22 protein-coding genes and 1 other RNA gene are annotated in these 18,639 nt (G+C 67.6%); 12 read left to right on the top strand and 11 right to left on the bottom strand.

Going from position 1 to position 18,639, the window contains the following annotated elements; translation table 11 throughout:
* Positions 1-220 precede the first annotated feature (220 nt).
* Genes ACTPOE_RS10060 through ACTPOE_RS10045 form a run of 4 tightly spaced genes read left to right on the top strand, consistent with a single transcriptional unit; the run spans position 221 to position 4,884 of the window.
* Complete coding sequence (locus ACTPOE_RS10060; RefSeq protein WP_458872069.1) at positions 221-1,792, top strand: ABC transporter ATP-binding protein; 1,572 nt, start codon at positions 221-223, stop codon at positions 1,790-1,792.
* On the top strand, positions 1,785-2,849 hold the full coding sequence (locus tag ACTPOE_RS10055; RefSeq protein ID WP_458872068.1) for an ABC transporter permease: 1,065 nt from the start codon (positions 1,785-1,787) through the stop codon (positions 2,847-2,849). Before ACTPOE_RS10060 ends, ACTPOE_RS10055 begins: the two co-directional genes overlap by 8 nt.
* A 4-nt stretch (positions 2,850-2,853) precedes the next feature.
* Complete coding sequence (locus tag ACTPOE_RS10050) at positions 2,854-3,771, top strand: ABC transporter permease (protein ID WP_458872067.1); 918 nt, start codon at positions 2,854-2,856, stop codon at positions 3,769-3,771.
* Between the two features lie 27 nt (positions 3,772-3,798).
* Positions 3,799-4,884, top strand: a complete 1,086-nt coding sequence (locus tag ACTPOE_RS10045; protein ID WP_458872065.1) for a BMP family ABC transporter substrate-binding protein — start codon at positions 3,799-3,801, stop codon at positions 4,882-4,884.
* A 147-nt stretch (positions 4,885-5,031) separates the two neighbouring features.
* Here the strand turns inward: ACTPOE_RS10045 and ACTPOE_RS10040 are convergent, their stop codons facing one another.
* Positions 5,032-5,505, bottom strand: coding sequence for a PaaI family thioesterase (locus ACTPOE_RS10040; RefSeq protein WP_458872064.1), 474 nt, complete (start codon positions 5,503-5,505; stop codon positions 5,032-5,034).
* A gap of 142 nt (positions 5,506-5,647) precedes the next feature.
* Between ACTPOE_RS10040 and ACTPOE_RS10035 the strand changes: the two genes are divergently transcribed.
* A complete protein-coding gene (locus ACTPOE_RS10035) occupies positions 5,648-6,172 on the top strand; it encodes a copper chaperone PCu(A)C (RefSeq protein WP_458872063.1) in 525 nt (174 codons plus the stop codon).
* Positions 6,173-6,250: 78 nt separating this feature from the next.
* Here ACTPOE_RS10035 and ACTPOE_RS10030 read toward each other — a convergent pair whose 3' ends face one another.
* From ACTPOE_RS10030 to ACTPOE_RS09990, 9 genes are all read right to left on the bottom strand, one after another.
* Complete coding sequence (locus ACTPOE_RS10030) at positions 6,251-7,072, bottom strand: alpha/beta fold hydrolase (RefSeq protein ID WP_458872062.1); 822 nt, start codon at positions 7,070-7,072, stop codon at positions 6,251-6,253.
* Positions 7,073-7,085: 13 nt separating this feature from the next.
* Positions 7,086-7,754 (bottom strand): tol-pal system protein YbgF, encoded by a 669-nt coding sequence (gene ybgF, locus ACTPOE_RS10025; protein ID WP_458872061.1) that lies wholly within the window; start codon positions 7,752-7,754, stop codon positions 7,086-7,088.
* Positions 7,755-7,903: 149 nt separating this feature from the next.
* Positions 7,904-8,395 (bottom strand): peptidoglycan-associated lipoprotein Pal, encoded by a 492-nt coding sequence (gene pal / locus ACTPOE_RS10020; protein ID WP_458872060.1) that lies wholly within the window; start codon positions 8,393-8,395, stop codon positions 7,904-7,906.
* A gap of 39 nt (positions 8,396-8,434) precedes the next feature.
* A complete protein-coding gene (tolB, locus tag ACTPOE_RS10015; RefSeq protein WP_458872059.1) occupies positions 8,435-9,742 on the bottom strand; it encodes a Tol-Pal system beta propeller repeat protein TolB in 1,308 nt (435 codons plus the stop codon).
* 13 nt (positions 9,743-9,755) lie between these two features.
* Entirely contained in the window at positions 9,756-10,904 is a 1,149-nt protein-coding gene (tolA, locus tag ACTPOE_RS10010; protein WP_458872058.1) for a cell envelope integrity protein TolA, read from the bottom strand.
* A 10-nt stretch (positions 10,905-10,914) separates the two neighbouring features.
* Positions 10,915-11,346 carry an ExbD/TolR family protein gene (locus ACTPOE_RS10005; RefSeq protein ID WP_458872057.1) on the bottom strand — a complete coding sequence of 144 codons (432 nt, stop codon included), beginning with the start codon at positions 11,344-11,346 and terminating at the stop codon, positions 10,915-10,917.
* 1 nt (position 11,347) lies between these two features.
* Complete coding sequence (gene tolQ, locus ACTPOE_RS10000; RefSeq protein WP_269360113.1) at positions 11,348-12,022, bottom strand: protein TolQ; 675 nt, start codon at positions 12,020-12,022, stop codon at positions 11,348-11,350.
* 2 nt (positions 12,023-12,024) lie between these two features.
* On the bottom strand, positions 12,025-12,450 hold the full coding sequence (gene ybgC, locus ACTPOE_RS09995) for a tol-pal system-associated acyl-CoA thioesterase (protein WP_458872056.1): 426 nt from the start codon (positions 12,448-12,450) through the stop codon (positions 12,025-12,027).
* Between the two features lie 94 nt (positions 12,451-12,544).
* Complete coding sequence (locus ACTPOE_RS09990; RefSeq protein ID WP_458872055.1) at positions 12,545-14,278, bottom strand: proline--tRNA ligase; 1,734 nt, start codon at positions 14,276-14,278, stop codon at positions 12,545-12,547.
* 67 nt (positions 14,279-14,345) lie between these two features.
* Between ACTPOE_RS09990 and ACTPOE_RS09985 the strand changes: the two genes are divergently transcribed.
* The 5 genes from ACTPOE_RS09985 (at position 14,346) to ACTPOE_RS09965 (ending at position 16,805) form a co-directional block, all read left to right on the top strand.
* Positions 14,346-14,939, top strand: a complete 594-nt coding sequence (locus ACTPOE_RS09985) for an RNA pyrophosphohydrolase (RefSeq protein WP_458872054.1) — start codon at positions 14,346-14,348, stop codon at positions 14,937-14,939.
* A 51-nt stretch (positions 14,940-14,990) separates the two neighbouring features.
* Positions 14,991-15,395, top strand: a complete 405-nt coding sequence (locus ACTPOE_RS09980) for a hypothetical protein (protein ID WP_458872053.1) — start codon at positions 14,991-14,993, stop codon at positions 15,393-15,395.
* A gap of 33 nt (positions 15,396-15,428) precedes the next feature.
* Entirely contained in the window at positions 15,429-15,731 is a 303-nt protein-coding gene (locus ACTPOE_RS09975) for a cell division protein ZapA (RefSeq protein ID WP_458872052.1), read from the top strand.
* 39 nt (positions 15,732-15,770) lie between these two features.
* A non-coding RNA gene (gene ssrS, locus ACTPOE_RS09970) (6S RNA) lies at positions 15,771-15,950 on the top strand.
* Positions 15,951-16,085: 135 nt separating this feature from the next.
* Complete coding sequence (locus ACTPOE_RS09965; RefSeq protein ID WP_458872051.1) at positions 16,086-16,805, top strand: SIMPL domain-containing protein; 720 nt, start codon at positions 16,086-16,088, stop codon at positions 16,803-16,805.
* On the opposite strand, the gene lgt is transcribed toward ACTPOE_RS09965, so the two are convergent.
* Positions 16,762-17,562, bottom strand: coding sequence for a prolipoprotein diacylglyceryl transferase (lgt, locus tag ACTPOE_RS09960; protein WP_458872050.1), 801 nt, complete (start codon positions 17,560-17,562; stop codon positions 16,762-16,764). The genes ACTPOE_RS09965 and lgt overlap by 44 nt on opposite strands.
* A gap of 26 nt (positions 17,563-17,588) precedes the next feature.
* On the opposite strand from lgt, the gene ACTPOE_RS09955 reads away from it, so the two are divergent.
* Both ACTPOE_RS09955 and msrA read left to right on the top strand, forming a co-directional pair.
* Positions 17,589-18,044 carry a c-type cytochrome gene (locus tag ACTPOE_RS09955; protein ID WP_458872049.1) on the top strand — a complete coding sequence of 152 codons (456 nt, stop codon included), beginning with the start codon at positions 17,589-17,591 and terminating at the stop codon, positions 18,042-18,044.
* A gap of 35 nt (positions 18,045-18,079) precedes the next feature.
* Entirely contained in the window at positions 18,080-18,625 is a 546-nt protein-coding gene (gene msrA, locus ACTPOE_RS09950; RefSeq protein ID WP_458872047.1) for a peptide-methionine (S)-S-oxide reductase MsrA, read from the top strand.
* Positions 18,626-18,639: the final 14 nt, after the last annotated feature.

The following is an 18,639-nucleotide window of genomic DNA, read 5'->3' as shown; positions in this document are numbered from 1 at the left end:
ATGCATGGGCTTGTCAGGCAAGGCGCAAACCGAGGCGACAGCTGGTGCTATCGCGAGGATGAGTCTGGACACGGAGCAGTCCCTTGTATCTGCGGACTGCTCCGTGCCTGACGAATCCGAACCGCTTGCAAGCGGTGAGGTGGACAAGCAACGCAGTATGGCGAGCTCAGGCGCCAAAGATGAGTATTTGAATTGGTCGAACAGGACACTGGATGCCTGCATGCCCCCGCGACTGGCCTTACGAAACATCAGCAAGTCCTACCCGGCGGTCCGGGCCAACGACGCGGTCGACCTGACGGTCGAGCCGGGCGAGATCCACGCCATCCTGGGTGAAAACGGCGCCGGCAAGTCCACCCTGATGAAAATCATCTACGGCGTGGTCCGCCCCGATGAAGGCACCGTCCACCGGGACGGCCAGGAAGTCCGGATCGCCAACCCGGCGGCGGCGCGGGCTCTGGGCCTGGGCATGGTGTTCCAGCATTTTTCCCTGTTCGACACTCTGACGGTGGCGGAAAACATCGCCCTGGGGCTGCCGTCGGGCACGGACATGCGGGCACTGGAAACGCGGATCGTCGCCACGGCGGCGCAGTACGGTCTGGACGTCGAGCCGCGCCGTCACGTCCACACCCTGTCGGTGGGCGAGCGCCAGCGCGTGGAGATCGTGCGCGCCCTGCTGGGCAAGCCGCGCCTGCTGATCCTGGACGAACCCACCTCGGTGCTCACGCCGCAGGCCGTGCTGCGCCTGTTCGACGTCCTGCGCCTGTTCGACGTCCTGCGCCAGTTGGCGGCCGAAGGCTGCAGCATCCTGTACATCAGCCACAAGCTCGATGAGATCCGCGCCCTGTGCCATCGCTGCACGGTGATGCGCGCCGGCCGGGTGACCGGGGTCTGCGACCCGCGCCAGGAAACCGAGGCCAGTCTGTCACGCCTGATGATCGGCGCCGACCTGCCGGTGCACGAGCATCGGGCGCGGGCGGCCGGGCCGGTGCTGCTCCAGGTGCGCGGCCTGGATCTGCCGCCCGCGCATCCCTTCGCCACGCCGCTGGCGGACATCGACCTGGATTTGCGCGCGGGCGAGATCCTGGGCGTGGCGGGTGTGTCCGGCAACGGCCAGCAGGAATTGATGGGGGCGCTTTCGGGCGAGGACACGCGCGCGGCCCGCGACAGCATCCTGTTCGACGGCCTGCCCGTCGGTCATCGCTCATCGGCGTGGCGGCGGATGCGGGGCATGGCCTTCGTGCCCGAGGAACGCCTGGGGCGCGGCGCCGTGCCCGAGCTGTCCCTGGCGCGCAACCTGCTGCTTTCGCACCAGGGGCCGGATACGGTGCGGCACGGCTGGATCCGCGACGGGGCCGTGCGCCGCGTCACGGCGGGCATCATCGAGCGCTTTCGCGTCAAGGCGCCCGGCCCGCAGGCCCTGGCCGGCAGCCTGTCGGGGGGCAACCTGCAGAAATATATCGTCGGCCGAGAAATCGCGCGCCAGCCCCGGTTGCTGATCATCGCCCAGCCCACCTGGGGGGTGGACGTGGGCGCGGCGGCGCAGATCCGGGGCGAACTCCTGGCGCTGCGCGACGCGGGCTGCGCCATCCTGCTGATTTCCGAGGAACTGGACGAATTGTTCGAACTGTCCGACCGCCTGGTCGTCCTGGCCAAGGGACGCCTGTCGCCTTCCATTGACCGCGCCGAGGCCACACGCGAAAGGATCGGCCAGTGGATGAGCGGCCTGTGGCCCGGGGCCGATGCCGCCGGACCGCCGGCCGGTCGCGCCATGCCGGAGGCCGTCCATGCTTGAGCTCATCGCCCGCGCCGAGCCCTCGCGCCGGATGGTGTGGCTGTCGCCCCTGATGGCGGTCGCGCTGACGGCGTTGTGCGGCGTCTTCATGTTCATGGCCGTGGGCAAGCCGCCCCTGGAAGGCTTGGCCGCCTTTTTCGTCGAGCCGCTCGCAAATCGGCACGGCTGGGCCGAGATCGGCGTCAAGATGGCGCCGCTGCTGCTGTGCGCAGTCGGTCTGGCGCTGTGCTTCCGCGCCAATATCTTCAACATCGGGGCTGAAGGCCAACTGGTCGTCGGCGCGATCGTGGCCGGCGCGTTCATCCTCCGGTTCGACGACGGGACGGGCGGCGGGGGCGGGCCGGTGATGATCGCGCTGGCGCTGCTGGCCGGCGCCCTGGGCGGTGCGGCGTGGGCGGCACTGGTGGCCTGGCTGCGCGACCGCTACCATGCCAATGAAATCCTGGTGTCGCTGATGCTGGTGTACGTGGCGCAGCTCCTGCTCAGCTACCTGGTGCATGGTGTGATGCGCGATCCGGATGGCTTCGGCTTCCCGCAGTCGCGGCTGTTCGACGACGGCTTCCTGTTGCCGGTGTGGCCGGGTACCCGCCTGCACCTGGGCTTCGGATTGGCGCTGGCGGCGGCGCTGACGGCCTGGCTGCTGCTGTCCCGTCTGTTCGTCGGCTATCGCCTGACGGTGGGCGGCCTGGCGCCGCTGGCCGCGCGCTATGCCGGGTTTTCCTCGCGCCGCGCGCTGTGGGGCTGCATGCTGGGTTCCGGCGCCCTGGCGGGCGTGGCCGGCGCCTGTGAAATCATGGGGCCGATCGGCCAGCTCACGCCTTCCGTCTCGCCGGGCTACGGCTTCGCCGCCATCATCGTCGCCTTCGTGGGGCGGCTGCATCCCATCGGTGTGATCTTCGCCAGTTTCGTCATGGCCCTGTTCTACATCGGCGGCGAGCTGTCCCAGACGCGCCTGGGCATGCCCAGCGCCATCACCGGCATCTTCCAGGGCATCCTGCTGTTCTCGTTGCTGGCCTGCGATGTCCTGATCCACCAACGCCTGCGCTGGAGGCGCTGACGCCATGGACGTACTGGCTCCCCTGATCGCAGCCGCCATGAACGCCGGCACGCCGCTGATGCTGGCGGCGCTGGGCCTGCTCGTGAACGAGAAGTCCGGCGTCATCAACCTGGGTTCCGAAGGCATGATGCTGGTGGCGGCGGCCCTGGGCTTCGCCGTGACCGTGCAGACCGGCAGCTCCGGCCTGGGCTTTCTCGCCGGGGCCGCCGTCGGGGCACTGCTGGCCGGCCTCTTTGCCTGGCTGGTGGTCTGGCTGGGCGCCAACCAGGTCGCCTGCGGCCTGGCCCTGTCCCTGTTCGGCGTCGGCCTGTCCGCCTTCATCGGCCTGCCCTACGTCGGCGCGACGATTCAGGCGTCGTCCTGGGCGGTGCCGGGGCTGTCCGGCCTGCCCTTCATCGGTCCGGCCCTGTTCCAGCACCATCCCCTGGTCTACGGCGCCCTGGCGCTGGCCGTCGGACTGGCCTGGTTCCTGTATCGCACGCGCGCCGGTCTGGTCCTGCGCGCCGTGGGCGAATCCCCCGAATCCGCCTACGCCCTGGGCTATCCGGTGCGCCGGATCCGCCTGGCGGCTCTGCTGTTCGGCGGAGCCTGCTGCGGCCTGGCCGGGGCCTTCATGTCGCTGGTCTACACGCCGATGTGGGTTGAAAACATGGTTGCCGGACGCGGCTGGATCGCCCTGGCGCTGACGTCATTCGCCACCTGGCGTCCGCTGCGGGTGCTGGCCGGGGCCTATCTGTTCGGCGGCATCACCATCCTGACTTTCCACATGCAGGCGCTGGGCGTGCCGATCGCCTCCCAGCTGCTGTCGATGCTGCCCTACCTGGCCACCATCCTGGTGCTGGTCCTGATCTCGCGCAACGTGAACTGGATCCGCATCAACATGCCCGCGTCCCTGGGGCGCGTGTTCAATCCCAATCACTGATCGTTGTCGTCCACGGAGACCCTCCCCATGAAAACTCGCCTGATTCGTCAAACTCTGGTGGCCGCCACTGCGGCGGCATGCCTCTGGACCGCCGGCCCCGCCGCCGCCCAGGAGCCCCTGAAGATCGGTTTCGTCTATGTCAGCCCGGTGGGCGAGGCCGGCTGGTCCTGGCAGCAGGACCTGGGTCGCAAGTACATGGAGCAGCAGCTGGGCGACAAGGTCAAGACCCAGTTCGTCGAGGACGTGCCCGAGGGCGCCGACGCCGAGCGCGTCATCCGCGACCTGGCACAGCAGGGCAACAAGCTGATCTTCACCACGTCCTTCGGCTACATGAATCCGACCATCAAGGTCGCCAAGCAGTTTCCGGACGTGAAGTTCGTGCACTCCACCGGCTACAAGACCGCGCCGAACGTCGCCACCACCAACGCCCGCTTCTACCAGGCGCGCTATGTGGCCGGCATCCTGGCCGGGCGCAAGACCCAGACCGGCGTCGTGGGCTATGTGGGCGCCTACCCGATCCCCGAGGTCCTGCAGGGCATCAACGCCTTCACGCGCGGCCTGCGCAGCGTCAAGCCCGACGCCACGGTGCGCGTCATCATGGTCAACAGCTGGTTCGATCCGGGCAAGGAACGCGACGCCGCGCTGGCCCTGCTGGACCAGGGCGCCGACATCGTCACCCACCACACCGACTCCACCGCCGCCGTCCAGGCGGCCGAGGAGCGCGGCAAGTGGGCCATTGCCTACCATTCCGACATGCTGAAGTTCGGTCCCCACGCCCAGCTGGGCGCCGTCACCCATCATTGGGGCCCGTATTTCACCCGCGAGGCCAGGGCCATGCTGGACGGGACCTGGAAGTCCGACCAGGTCTGGGGCGGCTTCAAGGAAGGCATGGTCGCTCTCGAAGGCTTCGGTCCGGCCGTGGACGATGCCCTGAAGGCCGACCTCAAGGCCAAGGAAGACGCCATCGCCAACGGCACCCTGAACGTCTTCGCCGCGCCGATCAAGACCAACGAGGGCAAAGAGGTCCTGTCCGAGGGCGCGCTGGACGACAAGGGCCTGAATGCCATGGACTACTACGTCGAAGGCGTCGTCGGCAAGCTGACCAGGAATTGAGAGCCTCTCTCGCCGCGTGGTCTTCGGCCGCTTGCGACCCCCTCGCGGCCCGCGTGCCGCCTGGATTCTCCAGGCGCGGGCCAGTCCGCGGAAGCCGTCCTGTCCGGGCTCATCCTCCGAGGGCCGGTTCGGCGGCAAAAAGGTTTCTTACTCCGCCTTGCGAGGAACAGCCCAGGTGCTGACCACCTGGGCCACCGGATCCCCGCCGCCTTCGGGCAGCAGCAGCGCCTCGCCGGCCGTCATGCGGCCGGTTTTCAGTATCCGGGCTTGGGCGATGATCCCGCCGGCCGGCGCGCCCCGCAGGAAATTGATCGTCAGGCTGGCGGTGACCGATTCGGCGACACCGGTGGCGCCGACCACGGCCGCGTAAAGGGCCAGGTCGGCCAGACCCATCAGCATCGGCCCGGCGACGATGCCGCCCAGCCGCTGGTTGACCGGGCTGGGCGGCAGGCGCAGGGTGGCCTGCCCGTACTGAATGTCCAGGATCTCGATGCCCAGCACGGCGGCGAAGGGGTGCAGCCGGTCCAGCAGGCCGCGGAATTCCTCGAGGCCGATGCGGGGCTCCGGAGTCCCGGTATCTGACGGTCCGGATTCGGCGACGATTTCGAGCGGCTTGGACATGGCGCAAAGATAAGTCGAAAAGCCCATAGTACACTGGCCCGGCCGGGTCAGGCTGGATGCCTCCGGCCGCGCCGGCCGGCGTTCCGGCCGGTCCCGCCGCGGGACGCCGAGACGGACTGCGGGCCACATCATGGGTAGTGAAATGAAGAAATCTTTGACGCGCACACTGGGAATTTCGGCCGGCCTGCTGCTGGCGGTGTCGGCCTCGGCCTGGGCGCAGGGACATGGCGCCGCACAAGGCGCGCCTGCCAAGACCTCCGCCACCGTGACGGCGTCCGATTGCTGGATTCGCCTGATTCCGTCCCCGGCCCCTTCGGGCGGGTTCTTCGTGGCGCATAACGCGGGGTCGGAAGACGCGCTGCTGACGGGCGCCCATTCGCCCGACTACGGCATGATCATGCTGCACGAAACCACCGAATCCGGCGGAATGAGCAAGATGTCCATGGTCCACCAGGTCGCCATTCCAGCGGGCAAGGATCTGGCGTTCAAGCCGGGCGGCTACCATCTGATGCTGGAACAGCCCCGCGACGGGCTGAAGGTCGGCGATGCCGTGCGGGTGGACTTCACCCTGGCCAATGGCGAAGGCTTCTCCGCGACCTGCGAGGTCAAGTCGCCCAAGGCCATGTCGGGCATGGGCGGGCACGACATGCCGCACATGAAGCACTGAGGTCCATGGAGCGTCCGCGGCATGCCTCGCGCGTGCCGCGGCTTCATGCGTCCATCCTGGCGGCCGCGCGGGCGGGGCTCAGGCGTTCGCGACAAACTCCAGGATCGTGCGGTTGAAGGCCCGGGGGTTGGCCAGGTTCATGCCGTGGGCGGCCAGGGCGATGCGCGCGCGTCGGGCTTGTGGCAGCAGCCGCTGCAGCCGGTCCTGACGGGTGCCGTATTTGGCGGGGCTCTGCGCGCCCCCGACCAGCAGCACCGGGCAGGGCAGGGCGGCGGCGTCGCGCGGGTCCACCGGCAGATTGGCTTCGCGGATCTGCGATAGCAGCGTTGCGGCGTTGTCACGCACCATGTCTTTGAACCAGCCGACCATCCTGCGCCAGGTGTCGGCGCCGTTCACTGTGTCGATGAACCGTTCGATCGCACCTTCCGCGTCCCCGTCCCGCAGCCGCTGCACGGCGTCGGCGTAGAAGATGGCCGTTTCAGGCTCGTCCGCGAAACGGAACCCCGGATCGGCCAGCGTCAGCGACCGGCACAGCTGCGGAGCGCGGGTCGCCAGGGCCAGGGCTACCTGGGCTCCGCGCGAATGGCCGATCACGTGCGCGCCGCCATGCTCGTCCAGCGCCCGGAGCAGGTGGGCCAAGTCGTCGGCGTGATGGTCGATGGCATATTCCGCCCGGGGGTGGGACTGCGCGTCGGGCCAGCAGCCGCGCAGGCTGGGGGCGATGACGCGGCGCGTTTCGGCGAAGGCGGGGACCTGCCAGCGCCAGTAGCGGTAGTCGCACAGCGAGCCGTGGATCAGCAGGATCGGTGCGTCCGCGCCGACGCCGGCCTGGGTGTAGTGCAGGCCGCCGTCGGGCAGGGCGAGGACGTGGTGCGGCGGGTCGGTGCGCGGAGCCGGCATCGCTGGGACGGAGTTACAGCAGCTTCAGGCGGCTCTTGGCCGTTTCGGCGGCGGCGCTGCCGGGGTAGTCCTTGATGATGCGCTGCAGACTGGTTTTGGCGCCTTTCATGTCGTTGAGTTCGATCTGGTCGGCCGCCACGACCAGCAGGGCGTCGGGCGCCCGGGGATCGTCGGGGTGGTTCTTCACCAGCGTCTGCATTGTCTGGATGGAATTCTTGAAGTCCTTGGAGGCGTACTGGCTGCTGCCCAGGTAGAACAGGGCATCGCCGGCCAGGGCGCTGTCGGGATAGGACTGGATGAAGGTGGCGAAGCCGGCGGCGGCTTCCTTGTAGCGGCCGTTGCGGTACTGATCGGCCGCGGCCTCGTAGGCGGCCTGCTCCTGCGGGTCGCCGGCTTGCGGGGTCTGAGGCGCGTTGCCGTCCGCCGCGGGGGTGCGCTGGCTCAATTCTTCGACGCGGCCGCGCAGCGTGGCGATTTCCTGGTGCAGCAGATCCATCTGATCGGCCAGCTGCAGCCTGGCCTGCTGGTTCTGTTCGTTCATCTGCTTGATCTGGGTACGCAGTTCCAGGATGGCGCGCCGCGCCTCGTCGTCGGCGAAGGCCTGTGCGGCGGGCGCCGCCAGCGCCAGCGCCAGCAGAGCGGCGGCGGAAAGGGCATGCAGGCGATGGGTCGATGCGGTCATGAGTCTCTGATCCAAATGAAAAAGTCCCCCACGCTGCGCGGGCTCTCCCGCTTGCCGCCCCCGCGGGGACGGTTTCATCCTGGGGCGGCCCGGCAATGAAAAAACGCCGTAGCGGGGGCCGCTACGGCGCTGGCACAGCCTGGCCGAGATCAACGCTGGTAGTTGATGTCGGCGCGGCGGTTCTCGGCGTAATCGGCGTCGGTGTTGCCCAGGGCCTTGGGACGTTCCTTGCCGAAGCTGATCGCTTCGATCTGGTTGGCGTTGACGCCCAGCAGGGTCATCATGCGTGCCACGGCGTCCGAACGGCGCTGGCCCAGAGCCAGATTATATTCGGTGCTGCCGCGCGCGTCGGTGTTGCCTTCCACGCGGACCTTCTGGCCTTGGTGGCTGGTCAGGTAGTTGGCATGCATCTCGACGACGCCGCGGTACTGCTCGGGCACCGTGTAGCTGTCGAAATCGAAGTAGACCGAGCGTTGTTGCGCGAGCGGGCTTTGCGGATTGAAGGGATCCATGATTTGCCCAGCGGACGCCGAATCGGAGCCGTTGCCCGAGCCGTTCTGGTCCAGCGGCACGGAGCTGCAGGCGGCCAGCGAGGCGGCGATGGCGGCGATGGTCAGGGTCCTGGTGATGCGCGAGCTCATTTAATGTCCTTTAGAAGAAAGAAGAGTCACACGGAAAAATCAGTCTGTGAAAGGGCCCCAGGCCGGCTCGCGGACCTTGCCATTGAGCACCGACAGCGTCTGACGCACGCGCCCGTCGATCGAGGTCACCGCCAGCACGCTGCGACCGTTCTGGATGGCACTGTAGAGCACCTGCATTCCATTGGGCGCGTAGCTGGGGGATTGGTCGTCCGGGCCGTCCGTCAGAATCTGCTCGGAGCCCGAGTTCAAGGCGAGGCTTGCAATCCTGAAGGCACCGTTTCTGCGAGTAACGTACACCAGTTGTTGTCCATCCGGCGATACCCTAGGTGAAATATTGTAACTGCCCGAGAAGGTCATGCGCTGGGCGTCGCCCCCGCCTGCCGGGACCTTGTAGATCTGGGGGCTGCCGCCCCGATCGCTGGTGAACACCAGGGACTGGCCGTCGGGGGTGAAGCGCGGCTCGGTGTCGATCAGCGGGGAACGCATCACCCGGCGCAGGTCGGACCCGTCGGCGTTGATGGTGTAAATCTGGGAAATGCCGTCTCTTGAGAGCACGATCGCCATGCGATGGCCATCCGGCGACCAGGCGGGCGCGCTGTTGTTGCCCTTGTAATTGGAGATCGGCTGGCGCTGGCCGGTCGCCAGTGTCTGCACATAGATCACGGATTTGCCCGATTCGAAGCTGACGTAGGCCAGCCGGGAGCCGTCCGGCGACCAGGCGGGCGAGATGATGGACTGTTTCGAGCGCAGCATCACCTGTGGGTTCTGACCGTCGGCGTCAGCAATTTGTAACTCATAACCGTTGCCTGTTTGCAACACGTAAGCGATCCGGGTCGAGAACACGCCGCGCACGCCGGTGATCTTTTCGTAGATCCGGTCGGCGATCCGGTGCGAAATCCGGCGCATTTCCGCTTCGGAGCCGCTGTAGGACGCCTGGTCCAGCTCGGTCTTGCGGACGTTGTCCACCAGCCGGTAGCTGATCGTGTACTGGCCGCCGTTCTGTGCGATCGTGCCGTAGGCCAGGTAGTCGGCGCCGCGCGCCTGCCAGGTGCCGTAGTCGATCTTGCTCTGGACGTCGAGCCCGGCGCCCGAGGCGCCGATCAAGCGGAACTGGCCGGAGCGGGTCAGGTCGGCGCGGATGACCTCGGGGACCGAGGTGGCGCTGGCCGCGCCCGCGAAATCGGCGATGGCGATCGGGTACTGGGTGGCGCCGACGCCGGAAATGTCGACGCGCAGCTGCGCGTGGGCCGCCGTGGCGCCCGCGGCGGCCAGCGCGAGGCCCAGGCCGGCCGAGGCGGCGCGCCGCCAGAGGCGGCCGATGAAGCCGGGGGCTGTGAATACGGTCATGATGACGATCTCCTTAGTCGTACATGCGGTAGTCCACGTCAATATACGACGGATACTTGCCGCCAGGCGGTTTCGGGAAGGGCGAGCAGGCCAGGATCCCCTTCTGGACGGCATCGTCGAAACGGGGATTGCCCGAGGATCGGGTCAGGTCGACGCCCTGGACTTGTCCATTGGAACCCAGGCGGGTCCGGAAGCTGGCCGTGGGATTGGCGGAGCCGTTGCGTGGAGGCACGTTGTAGACCACGCCGGGCTGGACGCAGGCGCGTACTTTGGCCGCGTAGCCATCGTTGCCGCCGCCTCCGCGCTGGTTCCGGTCGGCATTGCCATTGGGGATGCCGGCGGCCTCCAGGGCGTCGCCGCGCATGGCGGCCTTCAGGGCCTGGCGCTTGGCCTCGGCTTCCTTGGCGGCCTTTTCCTTCGCTGCTTTTTCCTTGGCCGCTTTCTCGGCCGCGGCCTTTTCAGCGGCGGCTTTCTCGGCGGCGGCCTTTGCGGCCTTCTCTTTTTCCGCCTTTTCCTTTTCGGTTTTTTCCTTGGCGGCCTTCTCCGCAGCCTCTTTTTCGGCTTTTTCCTTGGCGGCCTTTTCAGCCTTCGCCTTCTCGGCCTTTTCCTTTTCCGCCTTCTCCTGGGCAGCCTGTTCGGCGGCTTCCTTCTCGGCTTTTTCCCTGGCGGCCTGCTCGGCCAGGCGGCGTTCCATTTCCTCGCGCGCCTTGCGTTCCTTGGCCAGGGCGATTTCGGCGTCGGCCTTGGCCTGGGCGGCCGCGGCGGCCTTCGCCTGGGCCTCGGCCAACTGCGCCTGCCGCGCGGCTTCGGCCTGGGCAGCCTGCTCGGCGGCCTGGCGCGCGCTGTCGTCCGGCCGGGGCTCCGGCTCCGGTTCCGGCTTGGGGGCGGGTTCCGGCTTGGGGGCGGGTTCCGGCCGGGGTTCCGGCTGCTGTTCCTCGGGCTGCTCCTGCGGCGCGGCGGCGTCGGCCACCGTGCCCTGTGCCCAGAGCTCGACCTGGACGGGGCCGGGGTTGTCGGGCGCGGTGGAGAATCCCACCACCATCAGCAGGATCAGCAGCCCGTGGGCGGCCAGGGAGACGATCAGGCCGCGCCGGTCGTCGCGCCCCCCGAGGGGCGCGTCGTCGTCGGAAGCGGTATTGAAGAATCGGTCGAACAGATTCATGGGGCGGGCGTCAGCGCACGGCCGGGGCGTTCTGGTTGACCAGCAGGCCCAGCTTGCCGATTCCGCCGTTGCGCAATTGATCCATGACCTGCATGACGGACTCGTAGGGTACCTTGCCGTCGGCGGAAATCACCACCGGGGTGTCGGCCGTGGCGACGGCGCGGACTTCGGCCAGCAGGTTGGCCTTGTCTATGGACCGGAACGAGGTGCCGCCTTCGCGCACCCGCAGGGCGAGCGCGCCCTGGGCATCGATCTGGACCTCGATGGGCTGGACGGGCACGTCGGAGGCCGTGCCGACCGAGGGCAGTTCGATCTGGCCCGGCGTGATCATGGGCGCGGTGACCATGAAGATCACCAGCAGGACCAGCATGACGTCGATGTAGGGGACGACGTTGATGTCGTTCTTCATGCGGCGTGAGCGGCGGCTGCCGAATGAGCTCATGTCAATGCACCTGGCGCTGGAGGATGTTCAGGAATTCTTCGACGAAGCTCTCGAAGCGGATCGACAGCCGGTCGATTTGATTGGTGTAGCGGTTGTACGCCAGCACGGCCGGGATGGCGGCGAACAGGCCGATGGCGGTCGCGATCAGGGCCTCGGCGATGCCCGGGGCCACGGCGGCCAGGGTGGCCTGCTGCATGGTCGACAGACCCATGAAGGCGTGCATGATCCCCCAGACCGTGCCCAGCAGCCCGATGTAGGGGCTGACCGAGCCTGTGGAGGCGAGGAAGTTCAGGTGCGACTCCAGGCCATCCATCTCGCGCTGAAGGGCGGCCTTCATGGCGCGCCGGGGAGCGTCCAGCAGGGTGTCGCCCCGGCTGGAGGAGCGGCGCGCCTTGACGAATTCGGTCATGCCGGCGTCGAAGATGCGCGCCAGCGCGCCGTGTTCGTTGCGACGGCTGGCGATCGCCTGCTGCAGGACCGTCAGGTCGCCGCCCGCCCAGAAGTCGTCCTCGAAGCGGCGGGTCTGCTCGTCGGCGCGCCGCAGGGCCGCGCGCTTGCTGAAAATGTAGGTCCAGGACAGGACCGAGGCGCCGAGCAGGATCAGCATCACGATCTGCACGGGCAGGCTGGCGTTGCCGATGAGGGACAGCAGCGACAAATCGCTAGAGGCTTGCATGGTTAATGAAGGGCCTTTTCCAGTAGATCCCTGATGGAGGGGGAGAGACGGATGGGTTTGAAGCTGAGGGCGTGCACCGTGCAGACCTGGATGTCCGCGCTGGCGAGCAGCGTGTCGCCGCGCAAGGCCTGCTGCCCGAACCGGATCGTCGAGGCGCCCAGTCCGGTCACGGAGGTCCGGATGAGGATGCGGTCGTCCAGGCGGGCCGGTTGCCGGTAGGCAATGTCCGCATGCTTGACCACAAACATCATCCGTTCCTGTGTTGCGAGAGTGTGTTGATCCATCCCGAGCGCGCGCAGCCATTCCGTGCGACCGCGTTCGAAGAATTTGAGGTAGTTCGCGTAGTACACGACGCCACCGGCATCGGTGTCCTCGTAATATACGCGAATGGACAGTTCGCCGGGGGGATTGGTTCGATCCGGATTCATTTTTTGGTGAGGCCTTGTGACACGGGCGCCTTGCCGGCGGCGCCCGCGAGCCGGCGTTTTCCGCGCCCCGCGGCCGGCGCCCAGCCGCGGGAGCCTACAGGGATTTTAGCCGTTCCAGGACATGCGCCAGGGCATCGGGCCGGGCAATGCGCTGTGCCTGTTCGTCGCGGCGCCCCTGGATTTCGACGATGCCGTCCTTCAGGCCGCGCTCGCCCAGTGTCACGCGCAGCGGCACGCCGATCAGTTCCCAATCGGCGAACATGATGCCGGGCCGGGCGTCGCGATCGTCCAGGATCACGTCCACGCCCTGCGCCTGCAGCGCCTGGTACAGGGATTCGGCGGCCTCGCGCACGGCTTCGCTCTTGCCGATGCCGATGGGGCATAGCACGACTTCGAACGGCGCGATGGCGCGCGGCCAGATCATGCCTCGCTCGTCGTGGTTCTGTTCGATGGCGGCGGCGGAGATCCGGCTGACGCCGATCCCGTAGCAGCCCATTTGCAGCACGGCCGGCTTGCCGTCCGTTTCCAGGAAGGTGGCGTTCAGGGCGCGCGAATACTTGTCACCCAGGAAGAATACATGCCCGACCTCGATGCCGCGCTGGATCGCCAGGGTGCCGCCGCGCGGGTCGGGATCGCCCGCCACCACGTTACGCAGGTCGGCGACCAGGGCCGGCTCGGGCAGGTCGCGGCCCCAGTTCACGCCGCTCAGGTGGTAGCCGGCCTCGTTGGCGCCGCAGACGAAATCACCCATGCGGGCGACCGTGCGGTCGGCGATCACGGTGATGGCGTTCGTGTCCACGCCGACGGGGCCCAGGTAGCCCGGAGCGCAGTGGAAGATCGAGTCGATCTCGGCCTCGGTCGCCAGGCGGTGGCCATCGCCGAAGCCAGGCAGCTTGCCGACCTTGACCTCGTTGGTTTCGTGGTCGCCCCGGATCAGCAGCAGCCACAGGCGGGCGGGGCCCTCGGCGGGATCGGTGGCCAGCACCACGGACTTGACCGTGCGCGACAGCGGCAGGCCGAGCTGTTCAGCCACGATCTCGCATTTGGGCGCGTCGGGCGTGGCGCGCTTTTCCATGGGTTCGCGCGCCGGCTCGCGCTCGGTCAGCAGGCAGGGTGCCTCGGCCAGTTCGATGTTGGCGGCGTAGTCCGACTCGGGGTTGTAGACGATCAGATCCTCGCCCGTGTCCGCGATCACCTGGAATTCGTGGCTGCGCGAGCCGCCGATCGAGCCGGTGTCGGCCGTCACGGCGCGGAATGTCAGGCCCAGGCGCGTGAAGATGCGCTGGTAGGCGGCGTACATGGCGTCGTAGCTGGCCTGGGCGGCGGCTTCGTCGCGGTCGAAGGAATAGGCGTCCTTCATGGTGAATTCGCGCCCGCGCATCAGACCGAAGCGCGGCCGGCGCTCGTCGCGGAACTTGGTCTGGATGTGGTAGAAGTTCACCGGCAACTGGCGCCAGCTGTGGATCTCGTTGCGGGCGATGTCGGTGATGACTTCCTCGGATGTCGGCTGCAGCACGAAATCGCGCTGGTGGCGGTCCTTGATGCGCAGCAGTTCGGCGCCGTATTGTTCCCAGCGTCCCGATTCCTGCCACAGTTCCGCCGGCTGCACGACCGGCATCAGCAGCTCGATGGCGCCTGCTCGGTTCATTTCCTCGCGCACGATGGCCTCGATCTTGCGCAGGACCTTCAGGCCCATCGGCATGTAGGTGTAGATGCCTCCGGCGATCTTCCGGATCATGCCCGCCCGCGTCATCAACTGGTGGCTGACGACTTCCGCCTCGGCGGGGGCTTCCTTCAGGGTGTTCAGGTGGTACTGGCTGGCGCGCATGGTAGGGATTCCGGTTGGTACGTATAATCGACGGTAATTGTATTGAATTCACAACCGAGGTGGCCCCATGTTGGATCGCGAAGGCTACCGTCCGAATGTCGGCATCATTCTCGTGAACCAGAAAAACGAGGTTTTCTGGGGCAAGCGCATCAGGGAACACGCATGGCAGTTTCCCCAGGGGGGCATCAAGCACGGCGAAACCCCCGTGCAGGCGATGTACCGCGAACTCCACGAGGAGACCGGCTTGCGCGCCGAACACGTGCGCATTCTGGGACGGACCCGGGACTGGTTGCGTTATACCGTGCCGGATCATTATGTGCGCCGCGAATTGCGCGGCCATTACCGGGGCCAGAAGCAGATCTGGTTCCTGTTGCGCATGGTGGGTCGCGACAGCGACGTCAGCCTGCGCGCCACCAATACGCCCGAATTCGACGCCTGGCGCTGGAACGCCTATTGGGTGCCGCTGGACGCCGTCATCGAATTCAAGCGCGAGGTCTATTCCCTGGCGCTCAACGAACTGTCGGGCCTGCTGTTTCGCAAGAGCCGCGAAAACCGCTATCTGCGCCACCGGGGCCCCCGGGGCGCCGGGTTGCACGAGGACTCCGCCGGACGGGCGGCGGACGCGCCAGCCCCGAAAACCCCGCGGCCTGAACAAGTATGATTCAATTCCTCCCGTGGCGCATCGCGCCGGCACTCCAGAAGGTTTGACCGCATGCTCCAAGACCTCGACGCATTGTTCCAGCGCATCCGCCAAGTCGCCCAACTCGCGCGAAGCCTGCAATCCGAGCGCGCCGCCCTGCAGGCCAGGGTCCGGCAGCTCGAGCAGGAATGCCAGTCCCTGAAGGATCAGCAACTGCGCGAAGGCCAGGAATTCGCCCGCATGTCCGAACGGCTCGCGCGCCACGACCAGGAACTCCAGGCCGCGCGCGAGGAATCCGGGCAGCACCGGGCGGCCCTGGAATCCGAGGTGCGCGATCACCAGATCCGCTCCGATTCCCTGCAGCGCCGCCTGGTCCAGGTCGAATCCGAGCGCGACTGCCTGCGCGAGGCCGCCGCCGGCGCCCAGCAGCAGATAGAACTCATCCTCGAGCGCCTGCCCGGCGCGCAGGCCCAGTAGGGCCCGTCCACACCGACCAAGGAGCCGCGCAGCATGGAACGCATCGACATCGCCATCCTCGGCCGCGATTATTCGCTGGCCTGCCCCCCCGAAGAAAAGGATGCCTTGTTGGCCGCCGTTCGGCTGGTCGACCAGCGCATGCTGGCCATCAAGGGCGTCGGCAAGATTGCCAGCAACGAGCGCATCGCCGTGATGGCCGCCATCCAGATCGCCAACGAACTGCTCAGCATGCGCGCGCCCGACGGTCCACTCGGGAATATTGCCTTGGGTGATTTCAGGGGTAAAATTGAGTCCATGAACGACATGCTCGACGAAGTCCTGGGCACCGCCGTTTGAACAGTCACTTTCCGGATGCGCCAGGTCATCCGGTCGTTTAAGTCCCTGCCGTGTTCGTGACCTGGCCATACATTCCTTGAACCAATGCTATAGGCATAGGTTGTCGGATTGACAGACAGGAGCGCTGCCTTCACTGGACGGCCCGAAGTCTGACTGATGGCGACCACCGTGAACCCTCGGTTCCGGGATGCCGGCCTAGACGGCACAGGTGGGGCATTACCAGAAAGCTCGTCGTGACATCGCGACGGGCTTTCGTCCTTTTGCAGCCGGGCCGCCCCAATGCAAAAAAGCCCCCTCGGGGGCAGCGAGCGGGCATCGCCCGCGCAGCACGGGGCGCTTTTTCTAGGGGAAAATATGAATCGAGGCGCGCGCAATCGCAAGCAACTTCTGGCCGGCCTGTCGCTGGTCCTGGCCTCCATGGCCTTGCCCGTCCTGGCCCACGAGGGGGAACCCGCCGAGCCCCGGGCCTCGCTGTCGGCCGAGGCCTCGTCCGAGGTCGCGCAGGACACCGTGGAAATCACCCTGGCAGCCGAACTGTCCGGGGTGTCGCAGACCGAGGTCGCCGAGGCCCTGAACCAGCGTCTGGACTCGGTCATGAAGCAGGCCAAGGGGCATCAGGGCATCGAGGCCCGCAGCGGATCCTACCGGATCTGGCCGACCACCGACCGCGACGGCAAGATCGCCGAATGGCGGGGTCAGGCCGAAATCCTGCTGGAATCGCGCGATTTCTCCGCCGCCTCGAAACTGGCGGCCAGCCTGGGGGACCGCATGCCGATCGCCGGCCTGTCGTTCTCGGTCTCGCGGGAACGGCGCGCGGCCGAAGAGCGGAAGCTCCTGGTCCAGGCCGTCGAGGCATTCAAGGCCCGTGCCCAGGCGCTGACCCAGGCCCTGGGCTTTGCCGGCTATCGCTTTCGCACGGTCGATCTGGGTGGCCAGGGCGCCGCGCCGCCCGCGCCCATGCCCCGCATGATGATGGGCGCCATGGCCGCCGACAAGGCCGCCGCGCCCGTCGAGGGCGGACGCGAGCGGGTCAGCGTATCGGTGCGGGGGACGATCGTCTTGCTGCCCAAATGAACAGGGCCAGCCCGATCAGGATCATGGGCAGCGACAGAAGCTGGCCCATCGACAGCCCGCCCGCCAGCAGCCCCAGGAAATCGTCCGGTTCGCGGGTGAATTCCACCAGGAACCGGAACAGCCCGTAGCCCATCAGGAACACGGCGCTCACCTGACCCGTCGGGCGGGGCCTGCGGGCGAACCACCATACCAGGGCGAACAGGGCGAAGCCCTCCAGCCCCATTTCATAGAGTTGCGAGGGGTGGCGCGGCGTGCCGTCTCCCGCTCCCGGGAAGACCATGCCCCAGGGCAGGTCCGTGGGGCGGCCCCACAGTTCCCCGTTGATGAAATTGCCCAATCGCCCGGCCGCCAGGCCCAGGGGGATCAGAGGCGCGATGAAATCCCCGATCGCCAGCAGTGGCTGGCCGCGCCGGCGGGCGAAGAACAGCATTGCCAGCGTCACACCGATCAGGCCTCCGTGGAAGGACATCCCGCCCTGCCAGACCTCGAAGATCGACATCGGGCGCGCCAGGTAATCGTCGAACTTGTAGAACAGCACATAGCCCAGGCGCCCGCCCAGCACCACGCCCAGCACCCCGTAGAAGATGATGTCTTCCAGGTCGCGCAGCGTCAGCCCGGCGGGGGTGGGGTGGTGCTGGATGCGCCAGCGCCCCAGCAGCCAGGCCAGGCCGAAGCCGGCCAGGTACATGAGTCCGTACCAATGGATCGCGATGGGACCGAGCTGCAGGGCGATGGGGTCGATGTGGGGGTAGGGCATGGAGGCGGCCGGGTGGGAAAACAATCATGGATAATACCGTGATCGGGCCGGCGGGCGCCGGCCGGACGATCGATGCCGGGGCGGCACCCCGGACAAGGACTGCGAGAGAGAAGGATCGGGCAATGGCGGGATGCGGCAAGGCGATCGGGATCGTCCTGGCGGGGGCGCTGGCGCTGTGCGCGACGGGCGCCCGGGCGGCCGGCGCCTCGGCGGCCGACAGCCTGGCGCTGGCCGGCCAGCGCCAGTGCCTGGGCTGCCATCAGGTCGACGGTCGTCGGGTGGGGCCGCCGTTCCGGGCCATCGCCGAGCGCTTCCAGGGCCGGTCCGAGGCGGCCGGCCATCTGGCCCGCGCCATGCGCGAAGGCAGCCGCGGCCAGTGGGGCGCGATCCCCATGCCGGCCCAGACCCGCCTGTCCGACGTCGATGCGCGGCGCCTGGCGCTGTGGATCCTGTCGTTGAAGCAACCCCCCGCAGCGGATTGACCTGTCCGCCGCGCGCAAGAGACGAGGAGAACCGCATGGAGAACCAAGGGAACGCCGCATTCGAGACCGCGATCTTCGGCGGCGGCTGCTTCTGGTGCCTGGAGCCCGTGTTCCGTGCGCTGGACGGCGTGCTGGACGTCCAGCCCGGTTATTGCGGCGGCCGCGTCGATCATCCGACCTACGAACAGGTCTGCCGCCAGGACACCGGCCACGTCGAGGTCGTGCAAGTGACTTTCGATCCCGAACGGATCGGCTACCGCGTCCTGCTGGAGGTCTTCTTCGGCACGCACGATCCGACCACGCTCGACCGCCAGGGCAACGACGCGGGGCCGCAGTACGCCTCGGTGATCTTCTATGGGGACGAGGCCCGGCGCGCATTGGCCGAGGCCGTTCGCGCCGGGATCCAGGCCGCTTTCGACGATCCGATCGTCACCCGGATCGAGCCGGCCGGCACGTTCTGGCCGGCCGAGGAACTGCACGGGGAATACTACCGGCGCAATCCCGAACAGGGCTATTGCCGGTTCGTCATCGCGCCGAAGCTGGCGAAATTCCGCCAGCGTTACGCGCACCTGCTGCGCTGAGGCGGGCCAGGCCC

The sequence above is a fragment of the Castellaniella sp. WN genome (assembly GCF_054457555.1).
The sequence above is the reverse complement of the archived record's forward strand: the minus strand, read 5'-3'. Positions and strand labels throughout refer to the sequence as shown.